This is a genomic window from Streptosporangium sp. NPDC049248, assembly GCF_040678965.1.
GTDB classification, from domain to species: domain Bacteria; phylum Actinomycetota; class Actinomycetes; order Streptosporangiales; family Streptosporangiaceae; genus Streptosporangium; species Streptosporangium fukuiense.
The window spans coordinates 1-17353 of the sequence record NZ_JBFAQY010000040.1; the positions used below are offsets into that span (position 1 = coordinate 1).

The following is a 17353-nucleotide window of genomic DNA, read 5'->3' on the forward strand; positions in this document are numbered from 1 at the left end:
CGCACCGGCGCGGCCGGCACCTGGAGCACCGGCGTGCCGCCGGCTTTGGCGCCCTGACCCGTCAACGACACGGTGAACGCCGCCTCGGCGCCCTCGGCGGTGGTGAACGTCAGCGCACCGCCGGCCGGGCCTTCCACGGTGGGAGCGAACCTGACCTGCACCGTGCACGCCTTACCCACCGCCAGCTCCACCGGGCAGTCGTTGGTTTGGGTGAACGGCCCGCCGGCCGCGATCACCCTCAACGGGATCGGATCGTTGAGCCGGTTGGTCAACGTCACCGTACTCGCGTAGCTGACCTGACCGACCTGCACCGGCTCCGGCCAGACGATCCCGGTGGTACTCAACAACGGACGAACCGTGGAGGTGACCTCCACCCCATTGTTTGTGATCTTGGGGTCGGACACGGCCAGGCTGTCCGCCATCGCGTGGGTCTTGAACTCGGTGCCGTCGGCGGTGCCGGCCGGGATGGTCGCACTCACCTCGACGGTGGCGCTCCAGCCCTTCTCCAAGACCTTGACCGTGTTGCGGAACCCGCCCTTGATCGGCGTGCACTTGCCCCGCCAGGTGTCACAGGCCGCGCCGGTGACGCCCGGGGGGGTGAACACATCCAGCCGGACATCGGTGGCGGTGTCCTCACCGGTGTTGGTCACCGTGGCCGTCCAGGTCACCTTCGCCCCCGGGCCCGGCTCGGTGGCCGACACCGCGGCGCTGACCTCCAGATCAGCTTGCGCCGTGGTCGGGGTCAGCAGGAACGACCGGTCCCGCTCGGGGAAGCCTTCGCTGTCCGGCGAGCGGTCGCGCACGTAGCCCTGCACCAGGATCTGGCCTGAGGAGTTGATGTCCTGTACCTTCCTCACGCCCATGCACGGCTGGATCGTCTTCAGGGCGTCCTGCGGGCACAACGGCCGAGACAGCACACCCGCCAGCGGGTACTTCGTGCCGTCCACCCACATCATCGGCTGCTTATGCCAGCCGAGATAAGGCTCCTGCTCGAAACCGACGATCACACCGTTGTCGTTGACCGCGGCCGCCTCACCCACACCCAGATCGGTCGGCTTGCCGTCCTTCCACACATGGGCGCGCTTGATCGTTTTGCCCTCGTCGCGGCCGCACCGCAGGGTGCCGACCACCAGACCGGCGTTGTTGATGTCGGAGGTTTGGCCGGCCGTCGCCGCACACCCCTTCACCGTGCCCGCGAGTTTGGTCAGCACACCATCGGTGTAGACCGCCGGACCCGAGTCCCGGGGGAGACCAGCGGCGTCCCGGCCAATCGCGTAGCCGCCCGTGACCGCACCGCGGCCGTTGATACGCGGGAGGTGGTTGGAGTACGGGTCGTCGTCGTAGCCGAGGCCCTCAGCGTACTCGGAAGGCAACGCAACCGCGGCCCCCCGGTCCCATATCACGTACCTGCGCACACCCGCATCACCGAACACCTGGCCGTTGTCGTTCACCGCGATGGCGGCGCTCACCGTGTTCGTCGCACTGTTGCCCGGCTGCAGATCGGTCACCGACCCGTCGTTGCGCCAGATAACGGCGTGCCGGGAGTTGCGGCCGTTCACCGACGCCACCGCCCAGCCGGACACATCCCCAGCCTGGTTGATGCCCAAGGCGCCGGCCCCGCACCTGTCGGTACTGCTGGAGCCGTCGGTGCAGGCCGGACCCCCCAGCTCGGTCACCTGCCCGTCCTGCCAGCGCACCGCGTGCGCCTTGCCGTCCTTGGTCACCGTGGCCGCGACCTGACCGCGGTCGTTCAGCGTCTCCACGTAGGTCCTCGAGGCGTCCCCGCCGGGCAGCGTGCCGATCTCGGTCACCTTGTAGGTGCCGAACCGTGCCTCCACCGTGTGCGCCTCGTTCATGACCAGCGTCAGCGCACCCGCGCCCCGCTCCTGACCATCGACCACCCACCCGATCGGAACACGCCCGGCCTCGGGGGTCGCGGTCACCGTCACCGTGGTACCGGGCCGATAGACCTCCTGCGCCGGCGACGCCGCCACCGAACCACCCGGCCCGGCCGATAACGTCAACGCGAACTCCCGGGTGTCCGGCTGCTTGACCTCGATGACATCAAGCGCGTCCCGCACGCCCTTGGCCGTGTCGGCCTTCACAGTGACCGCATACACGCCGTCAGCCAACGGCTCAGACGTGCCGCCGTACACGCCGTCACCGGCCGAACCGTCCCCGCCGGCCCCGTCATCGCTCAACGTCAGCTCAACACGGGTGGCGTCCTCCGCGAGCAGGACGGCCTTCACCGGCGCCCCGGTCACCGGCCGCCCGTCATCGGTCACGGTGGCCGACACCTTCACCCGGCCATCCTCTGACGGCTGCCGGACCTTGACCGCCACCTTCACCGGGTTACCCGCGACCCAGGCCACCACACCGGCCGTGACCGGCTCGGTGCCCGTGTTGGTAAGCTCCAGCTTCCAGGCCCCGGCCTGCGGCTTGGCGACCCTCAACCCCTGGATGGGCTGCTTGGCGGCGTCACCACCACCGGCGTACGACGCGGCCGGCTTGCCTGAGGGATCACGCAACAGCATCCCCACCGTCGCCGGCAACGCCCCGGTGACACCGAACCCCGTGCCCGAGGGAACATCCAGCGGCACGCTCACCGTCTCACCCGGCGCCACCGTCACCGTAGGCGTCGCGAACGTCGAGGCAGCGTTGACGACGGCATCGCCATCGCCTTCGGCTGCGGTCGCGAGTGCGGTGCCCTCATCACGCTCCCCGGCGACGTCCTCAGCCGACTTCGCGTCCGGCCGCATATTCGGCCCGAACTCCACACCACCCGGATTGCTGGTGCTAGCCAGCACCGACGCAAGCCGTGTCTGAATGTAGGAGAGGGAGTTCGCCGGCATCTTCGAGTGACTAGTCAGGGTGTAGGGGATATCGGTATATGTGAACTTCGCGCTCGATTCCGGAACGTATGAGTCACCGTCTTCGGTCGGTAAGGTGACGTCACCGTCTTCATCAAACCCGGTGCAGTATACGCCGTTGCCCACGCCCACGAGATTGGAAGCCGTCACACCCTTCAGGTCGGTGACGTACTTGTTGAGGACTGTTTTGGCGTAATGCTCGCTCGTTTCGAGCAGGGCCGGCCAGTAGGACATAGGGGCGTTCACTTTGCCCAAACCGGCGATGATCATGTCCGCACAGGGAGTTCCCCTGTTCGGTGTGCCCATCTGGAGCATGCGATTCACCGCCGGCTTGCCGTCCCACGACTTCGGCATCAGGGTAAAGATGTATCCCCGGGCGATCAGGCCGCCCATGCCATGGCCGATGAGGTCGACATGGTTCGCGCCCTCCTTTTCGCGCACCTCCTCGACGTAATCTGCGACTTCCTTGGCGTTATCAAGGAGGTTCAGGGTCCCCTTGAAAGGGAGCCACACATTACCGGTTTCGAGTGTGTCGACCGCATATTTCTTCAGTCCCGGGTGAGCGGACGCCAGGATAGACGCGTAGTCGCCCCATGTTTCTTCGGCGTCGCTCTTGAAGCCGTGCACCAGAACCGCCGGCTTCGGCCGGACGATGATCGGCTCGGTTCTGCTGACGCTTCGATCACCGCCGGTGAAGAGCTGCGCGGTCATGGCGCGCTCCGAACGCGCTCGGCCCTTGTGCCAGGCGAAGCCTGCGGTGTCCCAGACCACCTGCCTCGTGATGGTCTCGTTCGGGGCGAAAATCAGGTCGATCCTCCCCCCGGGCAGGGTCTTAGCGGACACGTCCTCGACCAGCTGCAGCTGCGCGGACGCGGGCTGGTCGGTGCGGTTGACGGTCTCGACGGTGATGCGGACCTCGTTGCCGTCGACCGTCCCGTTCTCCGGCACCGGCACCCACTCCTTCAAGGGGTACAGCCGCGTCTCAAGTTTGAGCGACTTGATGGTGGGCGGAGTGAGTCCCAGGTCGAGCAAGAAGGCGTGGTCCTCAAGCGACGAGTCGTACCGGCCGACAACGGCGACCTGGCCGAGGTCGTTGATACCGGTGGCATACCTGAGGTTCACGTCCCAGCCCGCCGCTCGAACCGGGTCGGTCAGGTCGGTTCCGTGACCGTTCACATATATAGCGGCTCGTGGCCCGCCGTTAGAGGCGTACATCATTCCCGCGCCAATGCCGGAGTTGTTGATCGCCTCCACCCTGCCGCCGAAAGGGGTCGTCTGCTCCACGGCCCTGCCGCCTCCATCCCAGATGATGGGGATGTCAACGCCACCGTCCTTCCCGTAGCCGGAGACCTGGCCCTCGTCATTGACGCCGGTGGCCCGGGTGTCGGTACCGGCGAACTTCAGAAGGTCTCGGCTCATGTTGAGGGGCTCGCCGGGCTTGGTGCGGAAGGCGGAAAAACCGATGAGCGGACCAGGGTCTATGTCGGCGAAACCGACGACCGAACCGGAATTATTCAGCGAGCTAGGCTCAAAGTACTGATCCTTGAACGCTTGGAGCTTCAATAGAGAACCGTCGGCATCGCGTATCCAGCCCATGCCCGCGATTTGACCGCGGTCATTGATAGCCAGTCCCCGCCCGTCCAGGGGAGTTGCTTTGCCGTCTTTGAAGAGAAAGGAGCGCGTCGTGTCGCCGGTGGTGACAACCACCGCGCCGTCGTCGTTGACGTCCCAGGCGATACTCGCGCCGATGTCGCCGCTGAGGCTCCCGTGAATATCCGTGACGGATCCATCGGAAAACAACACGGCTTTAGGAGGCCTACTGGGATAATTAACGTTCCCGATCGCCCCAGCGACCTGGCCTTTGTTGTTGATGCTGTTAAGGTAGGCACTATTGCCCTCGAGGGAGCCGAGATCGATAAGCTTGACTCCGGACTCCGCGGCCGCCACTTTCTCGCCCCGAGATGATGCTGAGCCGGACGCCGCCAGCGCGGGTAAGGGTATGACGAGGGAGCCGACCAGCGCGGCTATCAGGGGAAGTGTGATCCGCTGAGCGGAGGCACGATTTGATAACCAGCGCAAAGGAGTGACTCCATGACTATGGCCGTGCCCTCCGAGCACGACTGGGGAATGTCGGTCACCGATCGTGACCGGTCGCGCTTGTGGGCCGCTTGGCCTCGATTGCAGCGAGCTTGTCGAAGGCATGCGGCACCGCCGTGGTCGATCGAGAGAGCTTCACACTCCGCACCTTCGACCCGGAGACAGGCGAGCCGAACGGACCCATCAGCGCGCACGACTTCGCGCGTGAGCTGATCCATGCCTTGGATCTCTGCGAGGACGCCCGGTGCTACGTTCCTCAAAGGCAGTGGCTAAACCGGCGACGTAGCTGTCCGGTGACCGCTGGTGGGCGTCCCCAGCCCCAAGGTTTGGCCCGCTGGTTGAGCTGGGCGGTGGCGATGCGGGCGGGGACGCGGGGGTCAGCGGAAGAGCGCGCTGTAGGCGTTGACGGCGGGCTGCCCGCCCAGGTGGGCGTAGAGCACGTTGGAGTCCGGGCCGATCTCACCGCTGCCGACCAGGTCGATGAGCCCGGCCATGGACTTGCCCTCGTACACCGGGTCGATGATCATTCCTTCCAGGCTGCCGGTGAGCCGCATCGCCTCCAGCGTCGAGGAGACCGGGATGCCGTAGAGGTCACCGGCCCAGCCCTCCAGCACGGTGATCTCGTCCTCCCGCAGGTGACGCCCGAGACCGATCAGCTCGGCGGTGTTGCGGGCGATCCTCTCCACCTGCGCCCGGGTCGCCTCGATCTTGGCGGAGGCGTCGATGCCGATCACCCGGCGGGGACGGTCCTGGCCGGCGAACCCGGCGATCATCCCGGCGTGGGTGGAACCGGTGACGCTGCAGACGATGATCGTGTCGAAGAACACGCCGAGCTCCCGCTCCTGCTGCTGGACCTCGTAGGCCCAGTTGGCGAAGCCGAGGCCGCCGAGGCGATGGTCGGAGGCCCCCGCCGGGATCGCGTAGGGCACGCCACCCGCCTGGCGCACCTCCGCGAGAGCCTGCTCCCAGCTGTCCCTGAAGCCGATGTCGAACCCCTCGTCGACCAGCCGCACCTCGGCACCCATGATCCGGGAGAGCAGGATGTTACCGACCCGGTCGTTGACCGAGTCGGGCCAGTCGACCCAGCTCTCCTGGACCAGCAGGGCCTTCAGCCCCAGCTTGGCCGCGACCGCCGCGACCTGCCGGGTGTGGTTGGACTGCACGCCGCCGATGGAGACCAGGGTGTCGGCGCCCTGGGCGAGTGCCTCGGGGATCAGGTATTCCAGCTTGCGGGTCTTGTTGCCGCCGAAGGCGAGACCGCTGTTGCAGTCCTCCCGCTTGGCCCAGATACGCGCTCCGCCCAGGTGCGCGGTGAGCCGGTCGAGCGGGTGCACCGGGCTCGGCCCGAACAGCAGGGGATAGCGGGGAAAGTCCGCGAGGGACATGTCGTACTCCTTGGGTTTCCGGGGCGATTCAGCTTGAAAGTCCCCACGCGCCGCCGGCCGCGTCCCCGGTCGCCGAGTCCAGCAGGGGTGCGAGGGTCTGCCAGTTGGCCCGCGCGGCCAGCGCGGCGCCGTCGGCGTCCCCGGCCGCGCACAGCGCGATGATCTCGTCGTGCATCTCCACGGATCCCCGGCCGGTGAGCGAGGAGAAGCGCAGCCGCTCGACCCGGCGCAGCGCGGGGGTGACCTGCTCGAGCACCGACCTGACCACGTTGTTCGCGCACGCCGTGACGGCGACCTGGTGGAAATCGTCGTCGGCGGCCAGCGCCCCGTCGACGTCACCGCGCCGCAGCGCCACCGCGAACCGCTCGTTGGCCTGACGCATCAGGTCGAGTTCCTCGCCCGACAGCACCGGCACCGCTTCGCGTACGGCCAGTTCGTGCATGGCCGCGGCGACGGACTGGGCGTTGCGGGTCTCCCTGTCGTCCAGCGGGCTGACGATGGTGAACCGGCCCGGTTTCGTCTGCACGAGACCTGCCTGTTCGAGACGGGCCAGTGCCTCGCGGATCGGCGTGCGGCTGATGCCCAGCCAGCTGATCAGATCGGCGTCGTTGAGACGTTCGCCGGGCGCGAGGGTGCCGTCGACGATCGCGTCGCGGAGGGCGCGGTAGGCGTCCTCCCGCAGCAGGGACCTGGCGACGAGACCTTGGTTCTTCGGGACCGGCATGCAAAATATTGCACATCACACTTTGCGTATTGTCAATCGGCCCCGAACGCCGGACGCGCCTCACCAGGACCGAAAGACCACCGATGAAGGACTTCCGACCCTCACCCCGGGACGCGTCCCGCTGTCCAATGGAGGAGAGGCCTTCCCCCTTCGAGGAGGAAACGATGCGCGTGAAGGTGAACGAGGTCATGACGCGAGCTGTCGCGTCGGTCAACGGCAGCACGCCGTTCAAGGACGTCGCCGAGGTGCTCATCGCCCACGGGGTGAGCGCGGTGCCGGTCGTCGACGCCGAGAACCACGTCCTCGGCGTCGTCTCGGAGGCGGACCTGCTGGCCAAGGAGGAGTTCAAGGAGCAGTACTACCGCGAGGGCTACCGGCCGCCGCTGCGCGCCCGGCTGCGGTACCGGCTCAGCCGGGAGGGGCGTTCCGCCCAGGAGAAGGCCCGGGGCGACACCGCGGCCGAGCTGATGACCGCGCCCGCCGTCACCATCACCCCGAACGCCCCGGTGGTGTCGGCGATGCGACTGATGGACGAGCGCGGCGTCAAACGCCTGCCGGTGGTCGACCGTGAGGGCAGGCTGGAGGGCATCGTCAGCCGCCAGGACCTGCTCAAGGTGTTCCTGCGCACGGACGACGAGATCGCCCGCGAGATCAGGGAGGACGTCCTCGATCACTCCCTGTGGGTGGACACCTCCCAGGTGAAGGTCACCGTCAAGCAGGGCATCGCGAAGCTGAGCGGTCACATGGCACGGCACAGTGACGCGCTGATCGCGGCCCGGATGGCGCTGCGGGTCCACGGGGTGGTCGACCTGATCGACGAACTGGAGTGGGACGAGGACGACACCCCCGCGTGGCAGGGCCGGTAGGAGTACCCACCCGGACGTCACGCCGGCGACCGGGGTCGGCGGCGCCTGGAACCTGCCTCCTCATCAGCGGGCACGGAGAAGCCGCCCGCGCCGACCAGCGGCGCGGGCGGCTTCTCCGCGCCCGCACCGGCCCGCCGGGAGGCGAGCCACGCCCCGGACGACAGCTGGAACGTTCCCCGGAAGATCAAGCGATTCCGGGCATTGCATCGCGCGGACCTGAAGCCATACTGTGCGAAACAACGTTTCCATTTTTGCGAAACGGTGTTTCCATTTTCTCTGCCCGGAACCCGTGAAGGGGTGCCTCTTGACGCGTATCGATCAAGGCGTGATCTAACCCCGCGCTCGCCCCGGCCGGTGCGTTCACGACCGTGCCGGACGGCGTCATCCCGGGTTTCGGGAGCATCGCCGGATCTGCCGGCCCCGCCGGGCCGGTACCACCCCCCACCGAGCACACAGGGAGAAAAGTGAAGGTCAACGTCAACAGACGTCCCCGGAGGATCATGGCCGCGTTCGCCGCCGTGATCGGCGTGCTCCTGACGACCACGATCATGGCCGCCCCGGCCGCGCAGGCCGCCACGGCGTGCGGCGGCTACTCCTCGAGCACCACCACGTGTGTCACCGACTCCACGACCATCGCGGGAACCTCGTACAACCTGACCTGGTACCTGCCGAACGGCACCGCCACGGCCCTGATGCTCGCCCAGCACGGATTCAGCCGCAACTGCTCGCATCTGCGCAACACCAGCAAGGCGATCGCCGAGAAGGGCGTCATGGTGTTCTGCGTGGACGCCGACATGAGCAACGGCAACCCCGCACTGGGCAACCAGCTCGGCGACCTGCTCGGCTCTCGCGCGATCACCCCGCCGAACGGCAAGGCCCTGCCGGTGAAGTACATCGTCGGCGGGCACTCGGCCGGTGGCCACTTCGCGAGCGTCGTCGGCGCCCGCCTGGCCGGCAACGGCTACTCGAACCTGAAGGGCGCGATCCTCTTCGACGCGGTGGCCGCCTCGGGCTTCACCGAGAACCTCCTCGCCGTCTCGGCCGGCAACACCCGCCCCGTCCTCCAGATCGCGGCGCGGCCGAGCGTCATCAACCTGTTCAACAACTCCTTCGGCGCGCTGGCGGCGCTCGGGTCGAACTTCGTCGGCATCCAGCTCGTATGGACCAAGTACACCCTGGGCATCCCCTCCGGCGGCAGCTGCCACATCGACTCCGAGGGCGAGAACACCGACGCGATCGGCATCCTCGGCGCCACCTGCTCCCCCAACGCCACGCAGACCTCCTGGCTGCGGGACTTCGCCTCGACCTGGGCGCGGGACCTCGCGACCGGCTCGTACACCGCCTCCCACTACTGCACCGACTCCGACAACCTCTCGACGTGCGGCACCAAGGCCAACGTCGTCCTCGGCGGCGGCCTGCCGCTCGCGGCGGTCATCCCGAACTCCTGACACCGGGATCCGCCAGACATGAACGGTGCCGCCGGACGGAAACGGTCCGGCGGCACCGTGCGTCGAAGGGCCCCGTTCGAAAGGGGCCGGCTCTCCCCGGCCCGCCCCCCTTTCCCATCGTGTTTCGGACACTGTAACTTCGTTTCCAAACTTGACGATTAAGGGAGTGTTGAGTGGGACCTCATCCGCACGGCTGGTGGATCGTGCTCCACCTGGTGCTGTTCGTCTTCTGGCTGGGCGGGGACCTGGGCGTCTTCTACTCCAGCAGATCCGTGCTGAATCCGGCACTGACCCCCGCCGCTCGCGCCACCGCACTGAAGATCATGAGCGGCCTGGACCTCGGCCCGAAGATCTGCCTGGTGCTCTTCCTGCCCAGCGGGGTGACGCTCATGGCGCTCGAACCGCACGGGGCCGAACTCTTCGGCGTGCGCCTCTTCCCGCTCTGGTCGGTCCTGCTCGTCTGGGCCTTCGCCGCCCTCTGGCTGGTGCTGACCGTGGCCGACCACCGCACCCACGGCCGATTCCCCCGGGTACGGCAGGCCGACTGGGCGATCCGGATCGCGCTGGTCGCCGCGATCGTCGGGGCGGCGGGCTACACCCTGCTGGCCGACCGTCCGTTCGGGGTGGACACGAACCCCCGATGGCTGGGGGCCAAGCTGCTGCTCTACGCGCTGGCCCTCGCGGCCGGACTGGGCATCCGGCTCAAACTCCGCGCCTTCGGCCCCGCCTTCGGCACCCTTGTCAGCACGGGATCGACTCCGGAGGTGGAGCGCACGTTGCGCGGCTCCGTCGACGGGTGCCTGCCCTATGTCTGGGTGATCTGGGGCAGCGTGCTCGCGGCGGCCGTGTCGGGCGTGTTCAAACCGGGGGCGCTTCTCTGAGGGCGCCCCGCGCTCGCCCCGCCTCACCGTGACGGCTCCGGGAGAGAACCCGGCCGGCACGGGGGGGCGGGGCACCTCACCGCCGCGGACGAATCAGCGGCGGTGACCGAGCTGGGCCGAAAGACGGTCGGCGGCCTCGACCACCAGGGGCGCCGACTCCTGCAGGTGTGACTTGAACCGGGTGCTCGGCCCGGACACGCCGATCGCCGCGATCACGCCGCCGCCATGGTCGAACACGGGGGCGGCGATCGATGTGGCGCCCTCCTGCCGCTCACCGTAGGAGGTGGCGTAACCCCGGCGCCGGATCGCGGCCAGCTCGGTGTGGAGCTTGGCCGGATCGGTGATCGTCTTGTCCGTGAGCGCCTCCAGGCCGTGCCGGCCCAGATAGCCCTCGACCTCCTCCTCACGCAGGAACGCCAGGATGGCCTTGGAGGGACCACCGGCGTGCAGCGGGTAGGGGATGCCGAGCGAGACCTCTATCCGCAACTCCTGCTCGGGGACCACCTGCTCCACGTAGAGGCGGGTGTCACCGCGCCGTACCGACAGCGTGGCGGTCTCCTTCGTGCGGGCCGCCAGCCCGCGCAGCTCGGGGCCCGCCATGGCGCGCAGGTCGGTGCGGGCCAGATAGGCCCGGCCGAGCGCGATCGCGGCGTGCCCCAGTGAGTAGCGCCTGGTGACCGGGTCGGCCGCGATGAGCTCGCGGCTGCGCAGCGCGGTCAGGATACGGTGCACGGCCGCCTTGGTCAGGCCGAGCTCCGCGGCGATCTCGGTCACCCCCAGATCCGGACGGTTGCTGCGCCCGAACAGCAGCAGCACGTCCATCGCGCGTTCCACCGCCGCGATCGACCGGCTCTGGCCGTCGCCCTCGTCCGCAGCATCCGCCGGTCTCACGCTGGTCCTCGCTGACACCCGGCCCTCCTCTCCTCTTCGCAGGAGTCCACTCTACGGCGAGAGATTTCCCCATTGGAAACACGATCAGCTCCGCCTGGAAACACGGTCACCCCCGCGTTGACACCGGCCACGCAATCTCGTTACCTTCAGCGGTACAACGTTTCCAACAGTGAAACAGCGAGGGGCAGTGGCTACTGACGGTGTTTCCTTCCGCGCGGTGCTGGCGCAGTGGCCGAGCGGCGTGGTCATCGTGACGACCGGCACCGCCGGCGGCGAGTGGCACGGCATGACGGCCAGTTCGTTCTCCAGCGTCAGCGTGGATCCGCCGATGGTCCTGGTCTGTCTCGCGAAGACCAGCCGGACCCACCGCCTGGTCGAGGAACGGGGAACGTTCGCCGTGAGCATCCTCGGCAGGGACCAGGCGGCGCTCGGCCGCCGGTTCGCCGGGCAGGAGCCCGCGCCGGACGGCCTGTTCGCCGACGCGCACTGGGGCACGTGGGTGACCGGCTCCCCGGTGCTCGCCGACTCGATCGGCTGGCTCGACTGCCGGGTCGCGCACGCCTACCCGGGCGGCGATCACACGATCTTCGTCGGCGAGGTGCTGGCCGCGGACACGCCCCGGCGGGTGGCTCCCGTGCTGTTCCACTCCAGGGCCTGGGGCCAGCTCGCCGACCCGCTTCCCGACGAGGTCGCCGTCGCCGACACCGGCCTGCTGTCGATCCTGCGCACCCGCGGCTACGAGGAGGCCCGGCTGGCCAGGATCTCCCGCGCGCTGCGCGCCGCGGGCACCAGGGTCCGGCTGTTCGACCCGTACGGCGATCCGCTTCCCGCCGACGACCTCGACCCGGTCACGGCCTCCGCGTTGATCGCGGAACCCACCCGGGTCCAGTCCGCCGTTCGCGCGGGTGCCGGGGTGGTCGAGTTCGTCGTCTCGGCGGAGGAGTACAGCGCCTCCGCCGCACGTGCGGGCGCCGGCCCGCCGGCCCTGGAGAGCGCGGCCGCGACCGTGGAGGCCGCCCGGCGGGCGGGTCTGACGACGGTCGCGCACATAACCGAGTCCTTCGCCGAGGATCGCGCGGAGGCCGTCGTGTCCGCGGTCGGACGGCTGGCGGACCTCGGCTGCGACGAGATCGGGCTGGAGGAGGGCAGGCTCCCCGCCTCCCCGCTGCGGGTGCGCGAACTCCTGCGGGACGCCTCCGCCTCGGCCCGGTCCGCCGTCCTGCGAGTCCGCCTGCGAGAGCGGAACGGGATCGGCATGGTCAACGCGCTGGTCGCGATGAAGAGCGGGGTAGGACACTTCGACACCACGCTCGGCGGAGTGGACGGCTCACTCCCCGGGGAGGACGTGCTCTTCCTGGCCTCCCAGCTGGAGGTCGCCAGCTCCGTCGACCGTACCGCCCTGGTCGCCGGCGCCACCGAGCTGGAGAGCTCCTGGGGTTCTCCCCTGCCCGGACGCACCTACCGATTCGTCAGTTGAACCCGTACCACCCGACTCCACCTGCCTGAGGGGGCACAACGTGACCGACAAGCTGACCGGCGAACGTCTCGTCGACGACATGACCGATGCCGAGCGCGCCCGCGCCGCCCGGGTCGAGGCGGTGCTGCCCGCGCTGCGCGCCGCCGCGGCCAAGGCCGACGAGGACGGCCTGTTCCCGATCGAGCACCTTGCGCTGTTGCGCGAGGCCGGGCTGCTCGGGCTGGTGGTTCCCGAGGAGTACGGCGGGCTCGGCGGCACGCTGCGCGACCTGGCCGCGGCCACCTTCGCGATGGGTACGGCGTGCCCGTCCACGGCACTGGCCTACTTCTTCCACAACACCAGCGCCTCCCGGGGGCTGCTGCCGCTGGAGGCGATCGAGGCGGGCCTGTTCACCGATGAGGAGGTCCCCGTGGTGCGGGCCTTCGCCGAGAAGGTGCTGACCCGGATGGCGTCCGGGACGTGGCTGGCCAACTTCGCCTCGGAGTCGGTCAAGAGCTCCGGCGCCAACATCACCATCGCCACCACCGCCCGCCGTACCGAGGGCGGCTGGGTCCTGGTAGGCGAGAAGTCCTTCGGCTGCGCCACCGGGGTGGCCGACTACTACCTGACCACCGCCAAGCTGGAGGGGTACGACACGGCCGAGGGCCTGGTCACCTTCTTCGTGCCGCGTGACGCGCCGGGGGTCTCCGCCCGCGCGCCGTGGGACGGTCTGGGCATGCGGGCCACGGCCAACAACGGCATCCGGCTCGACGGCGTGTTCATCCCCGACGACGAGGCGCTGACGATCCCCGGGGCGTTCACCCGGATGCTGCAGATGAGCCGGGGCAGCTTCGTCGGCAACCAGCTGGCCATCTCCGCCGCCTACACCGGGTGCGCGCAGAACGTCTACGACGTCGTGGTCGAGGAGCTCACCAAGAAGACCTTCGCCGACACCGGGCGGCCGATCGCCTCCAGCCCGATGCACCAGGTGCTGTTCGGCGACATGACGGTGAACCTGGAGACCGCCTACCTGTGGCTCCGCCGCCAGCTGCAACTGGAGACCGCCGAGCCGCCGCTGCGGTCCAAGCCCGAGGTGTTCCGGCAGTGGCGGATGGGCAAGGGCTCGGTCACCGAGGCGTGCTTCCAGGTCGCCCTCGGCGCGTTCAAGGCCTCCGGCACCTCCGGCGCGATGATGGGCGGCGTGGTCGGCCGCGCCCTGCGCGATCTCGCGATGGGGCTGGTGATGACCTTCCCCGCCGAACGCGGCAAACTTGAGGCCGCCCAGATGGTCACCCAGGCCAAGGAGAACGAACTGTTCGCCACCGCGGACCGTCCGTGACACGACCGGGCGCACCCGAGAGCAGCCCTGGAGCATCCATGATCGACATTCCCGAAGTCCAGGACCTGGTCGACGGCACCTGGACCACCTGTACCGACGACCTGGGCTTCGACCTGGAGGACCCCGCGACGGGCAAGCCGGTGACCCGGGCGGTGGGCACCTCCGCCGCCCGGGTCGGCGCGGCGCTCACCGCGGCCGAGAACACGTCGGCCTCCTGGGCGGCGACCTCGCCTGAACGCCGGGCCGAGATCCTCGGCTCCGCCGCCGACGCGCTCGAAGCGCGGATCCCGGCGATCGTCGCCCTGGAGTCCTTCGCCACCGGCGTGCCGATCCGCCAGACCGCCCCGCTGGGAATGATCATCGGGGGCGCGTTCCGGCTGGCCGCGGGACAACTGCGCGAGGGCCTGCTGCTCAGCACCGAGACCCGTGAGGACGGCCGCACGGTGGAGGTGCACCGGCTTCCCCTGGGCCCCGCCCTGTGCCTGGTGCCGTGGAACGCCCCCGCGCCGATGGCGGCGCACAAGACCGCCAGCGCGCTCGCCGCCGGCTGCCCGGTGATCCTCAAGGTGAGCGAATACGCCCCCTACGGCTCCCAGCTGCTCGCCCGGGTCCTGCATGAGACGCTCCCCCCGGGTGTCTTCCAGCTCGTCCAGGGCGGCCCGCGGACGGGCGAGCGGCTGGTCGGCGACCCGCGCGTCCGCGCGGTCTCCTTCACCGGCGGCCTGGCCGGGGGCCGGTCGGTCGCCGCCGCCTGCGCCGCCGGCCTGCGCCCGGCCCAGCTGGAACTCGGCGGCAACAACCCCCTGGTGGTCCTGCCCGACGCCGACACCGAGACCGCCGCCCGGGCCGCGGCCGACCTGCTCACCACGCTCAACGGCCAGTGGTGCCGGGCACTGGGCCGCCTCATCGTGCCCCGCGACCGCCTCGGCGAGCTCGTCGAGGCCGTCGGCGAGCGGCTGCGCGCGCTGCGCGCCGGCCCCCCGCTGGAGGAGGAGACGGACTTCGGCCCGCTGATCCACTCCGTCCATCTGCGGCGGGTCCGCGACGCGATCGCCGCCGCGGGCGGCCGGGCCGTGTCGTACGGGACCGTACCGGAGGACGGCAACTTCCTGGCCCCCACACTGATCACCGGCACCGACCTCACCGACGAGATCTTCGGCCCCGCCGCGGCGGTCGTCCCCTACGACACCGTGGACGAGGCGGTCGGCCTGGCCAACGCCACGCCGTACGGGCTGGAGGGGTACGTCGTGGGAACGGACGAGGAGCGGGCCCTCACGGTCGCCCGGCGTGTCCGGGCCGGCGAGGTGAAGGTCAACGGCTCCAGCGTCATGAGCCTGCACCTGTCCACCCCGCGCCCGGCCTGGGGCCTGTCCGGCCTGGGCGAGGAGGGCACCCACGAGACCCTCCGTTTCTTCACGGGCGCCAGAGTCGTCGGGGTGGAGGGCGGCTTCGCCCTCCACGGAAGACGGCGACCGTGAGGAGTGTGCCGCCGGCCGGGACAGGCCCGGTGGGCCCTGCCACGGCGCTCGCGCCGGCCGAGCTGACGGCCGCGCGAGCGCGCCCGCCGCGCACCGGCCTGATCTCCTCTCGTGACGCCCGCTGACCGGGGGCGGGGCGCCGTGCGGTCACGGGCCCGGGGCGGGCCCCCGTCTCGTCCGTACCACCGCGGGACAAGAGCCCGCGTAGGGAGATCCGATGCGTGAGACCGTGATCGTCAGGGAGAACCCGGCTCGCGTCGACGAGCTCGTCGGAAGCGTGCCGGTCACGGACCCCACCGGGGTGGACGAGGTCGTCCGCCGGGCCGACGACGCGTTCCGCGAGTGGTCGCGGATCCCGGTCGCGGAGCGGGTCGCCACCCTGCGGCACGCCGCCGACGCCGTGTCCGCCCGGCTGGAGGAGCTGGCGACACTGCTGGCCCGGGAGACCGGCAAGCCGCTGGCCGACTGTCACGGCGAGATCGGGTTCGCCGTCACCTTCCTGCGCTGGGCCTGCGACCGCGCCCCGGCGGCGCTGGCCTCCCTGGAGGTCGACGACGACGCCGGGCGGCTGGTGGTGCGGCGCAAGCCGTACGGGGTGGTGGGCTGCGTGACCCCGTGGAACGCCCCGATCATCCTGGCGATGCTCAAGCTGGGGCCCGCGCTGGTGGCGGGCAACACGGTCGTGCTCAAGCCCGCCCCGCTGGCACCGCTGACCGTCACCGAGATCACGGCCATGCTGCCCGCCGCCTGGGTGATCCACGGCGGCGCGGAGACCGGCCGCGCGCTGGTCGGTCACCGGCTCGTCCGCAAGGTGGCGTTCACCGGCGGTGAGGCCGCCGGGCGGGAGATCGCCGCGACGGCCGGGGCGATGATCACCCCCTCGGTGCTGGAGCTGGGCGGCAACGACCCGGCGGTCTTCCTGCCGGACTACACGCTGACCGACGCCGACTACGAGCGGCTGGTCATGGCCTCGTTCGCGACCAGCGGGCAGGTGTGCATGGCGGCCAAGCGGCTGTACGTACCGCGGGCGCGGAGCGCGGAGTTCACCGAGGCGTACGTCGCGGCGGCCGAACGCGTCCTGGTGGTCGGCGACCCCCTGGATCCGGAGGTCACCATGGGGCCGGTCATCTCGGCCACCGCGGCCTCCCGGATCCGCGCGCTGGTGGCGACCTCGGTGGCCGTCGGAGGCGGGAGGGCGGTGCCGCTGGGCCGATCCGCCCCCGGCCATGACCCGGGATCAGGATATTTCGTGACTCCGCAGCTGGTCATCGGCCTGGACGATCACGCGCCGCTGGTGGCCGACGAGCAGTTCGGCCCGGCGGTACCGCTGCTCGTCTACGACGACGAGGACGAGGTCCTGGCCCGCGCCAACGCGGGCGAGCTGGGCCTGGGCGCCTCCGTCTGGTCCGCCGACGAGGAGCGCGCCTTCGCGCTGGCGGACCGGTTCGAGGCCGGGTTCGTCTTCGTCAACACGCACAACCGCACCGGCATGTCGCTGCGCGCGCCCTTCGGCGGGGTCAAGCGCAGCGGCTACGGCCGCGAGTACGGCGAGGAGGGACTGCTGGAGTACGTCCAGTCCACGGTCGTCCACGCCCCGGCCGCGTTCCGTCCCGGCGGAGGCGGTATGGCCGCGGGCGCCTACCCCGGCTGACCACACCTTTCCGAAGACAGGCCGCGAGCGCCCGGGGCGGCCCGGCGGGCATGCCCCCGCCGCGCCGCGGCCGTCCAGCGGTCTCCGCGTTCCCCGCGTTCCCCGCGTTCCCCGCGGCCCGCACGGCCTCCGCGACCTCCGGCCATGACAGGTCATGACAGGTTGCGGATGTTCGAAGCGCACCGCGGGAGAAGTCCCAGGGATCTCCCCCAGCCACGGGGCCGCACCCCTTGACGATCTCCCAATCCCCTCCTAGGTTTCCTCTAT

The 17353-nt window shown here is 69.9% G+C and carries 11 protein-coding genes; 7 read left to right on the top strand and 4 right to left on the bottom strand.

Annotated features, from left to right (window positions below; all coding sequences use genetic code 11):
- The 3 genes from AB0K21_RS40970 to AB0K21_RS40980 form a co-directional block, all read right to left on the bottom strand.
- A partial coding sequence (locus AB0K21_RS40970; protein WP_364157943.1) for a choice-of-anchor X domain-containing protein occupies window positions 1-4673 on the bottom strand: 4673 nt, incomplete at its 3' end.
- A 671-nt stretch (window positions 4674-5344) separates the two neighbouring features.
- Window positions 5345-6352 (bottom strand): 1-aminocyclopropane-1-carboxylate deaminase, encoded by a 1008-nt coding sequence (locus AB0K21_RS40975; protein WP_364157946.1) that lies wholly within the window; start codon window positions 6350-6352, stop codon window positions 5345-5347.
- A gap of 28 nt (window positions 6353-6380) precedes the next feature.
- Complete coding sequence (locus tag AB0K21_RS40980) at window positions 6381-7076, bottom strand: GntR family transcriptional regulator (protein ID WP_364157949.1); 696 nt, start codon at window positions 7074-7076, stop codon at window positions 6381-6383.
- Between the two features lie 164 nt (window positions 7077-7240).
- Between AB0K21_RS40980 and AB0K21_RS40985 the strand changes: the two genes are divergently transcribed.
- From AB0K21_RS40985 to AB0K21_RS40995, 3 genes are all read left to right on the top strand, one after another.
- On the top strand, window positions 7241-7942 hold the full coding sequence (locus AB0K21_RS40985) for a CBS domain-containing protein (protein WP_343977993.1): 702 nt from the start codon (window positions 7241-7243) through the stop codon (window positions 7940-7942).
- A gap of 464 nt (window positions 7943-8406) precedes the next feature.
- Window positions 8407-9390 (top strand): hypothetical protein, encoded by a 984-nt coding sequence (locus AB0K21_RS40990; RefSeq protein ID WP_343977996.1) that lies wholly within the window; start codon window positions 8407-8409, stop codon window positions 9388-9390.
- A 173-nt stretch (window positions 9391-9563) separates the two neighbouring features.
- A complete protein-coding gene (locus AB0K21_RS40995) occupies window positions 9564-10271 on the top strand; it encodes a hypothetical protein (protein WP_343977999.1) in 708 nt (235 codons plus the stop codon).
- Window positions 10272-10364: 93 nt separating this feature from the next.
- Here AB0K21_RS40995 and AB0K21_RS41000 read toward each other — a convergent pair whose 3' ends face one another.
- Entirely contained in the window at window positions 10365-11162 is a 798-nt protein-coding gene (locus tag AB0K21_RS41000) for an IclR family transcriptional regulator (RefSeq protein ID WP_364157954.1), read from the bottom strand.
- Between the two features lie 187 nt (window positions 11163-11349).
- Here AB0K21_RS41000 and AB0K21_RS41005 point away from each other — a divergent pair, with 187 nt between their 5' ends.
- From AB0K21_RS41005 to AB0K21_RS41020, 4 genes are all read left to right on the top strand, one after another.
- Window positions 11350-12639, top strand: coding sequence for a flavin reductase (locus AB0K21_RS41005; RefSeq protein ID WP_343978005.1), 1290 nt, complete (start codon window positions 11350-11352; stop codon window positions 12637-12639).
- Between the two features lie 40 nt (window positions 12640-12679).
- Window positions 12680-13957, top strand: a complete 1278-nt coding sequence (locus tag AB0K21_RS41010; RefSeq protein WP_343978008.1) for an acyl-CoA dehydrogenase family protein — start codon at window positions 12680-12682, stop codon at window positions 13955-13957.
- 38 nt (window positions 13958-13995) lie between these two features.
- Complete coding sequence (locus AB0K21_RS41015) at window positions 13996-15435, top strand: aldehyde dehydrogenase family protein (protein ID WP_364157959.1); 1440 nt, start codon at window positions 13996-13998, stop codon at window positions 15433-15435.
- Between the two features lie 217 nt (window positions 15436-15652).
- A complete protein-coding gene (locus AB0K21_RS41020) occupies window positions 15653-17086 on the top strand; it encodes an aldehyde dehydrogenase family protein (RefSeq protein WP_343963055.1) in 1434 nt (477 codons plus the stop codon).
- Window positions 17087-17353 lie beyond the last annotated feature (267 nt).

What these genes read in the sequence shown, in the direction of transcription:
- AB0K21_RS40975 (WP_364157946.1), bottom strand. Translation starts at nt 6,352, where the DNA reads ATGTCCCTCGCGGACTTTCCCCGCTATCCCCTGCTGTTCGGGCCGAGC.
- AB0K21_RS40980 (WP_364157949.1), bottom strand. Translation starts at nt 7,076, where the DNA reads ATGCCGGTCCCGAAGAACCAAGGTCTCGTCGCCAGGTCCCTGCTGCGG.
- AB0K21_RS40985 (WP_343977993.1), top strand. Translation starts at nt 7,241, where the DNA reads ATGCGCGTGAAGGTGAACGAGGTCATGACGCGAGCTGTCGCGTCGGTC.
- AB0K21_RS41015 (WP_364157959.1), top strand. Translation starts at nt 13,996, where the DNA reads ATGATCGACATTCCCGAAGTCCAGGACCTGGTCGACGGCACCTGGACC.
- AB0K21_RS41020 (WP_343963055.1), top strand. Translation starts at nt 15,653, where the DNA reads ATGCGTGAGACCGTGATCGTCAGGGAGAACCCGGCTCGCGTCGACGAG.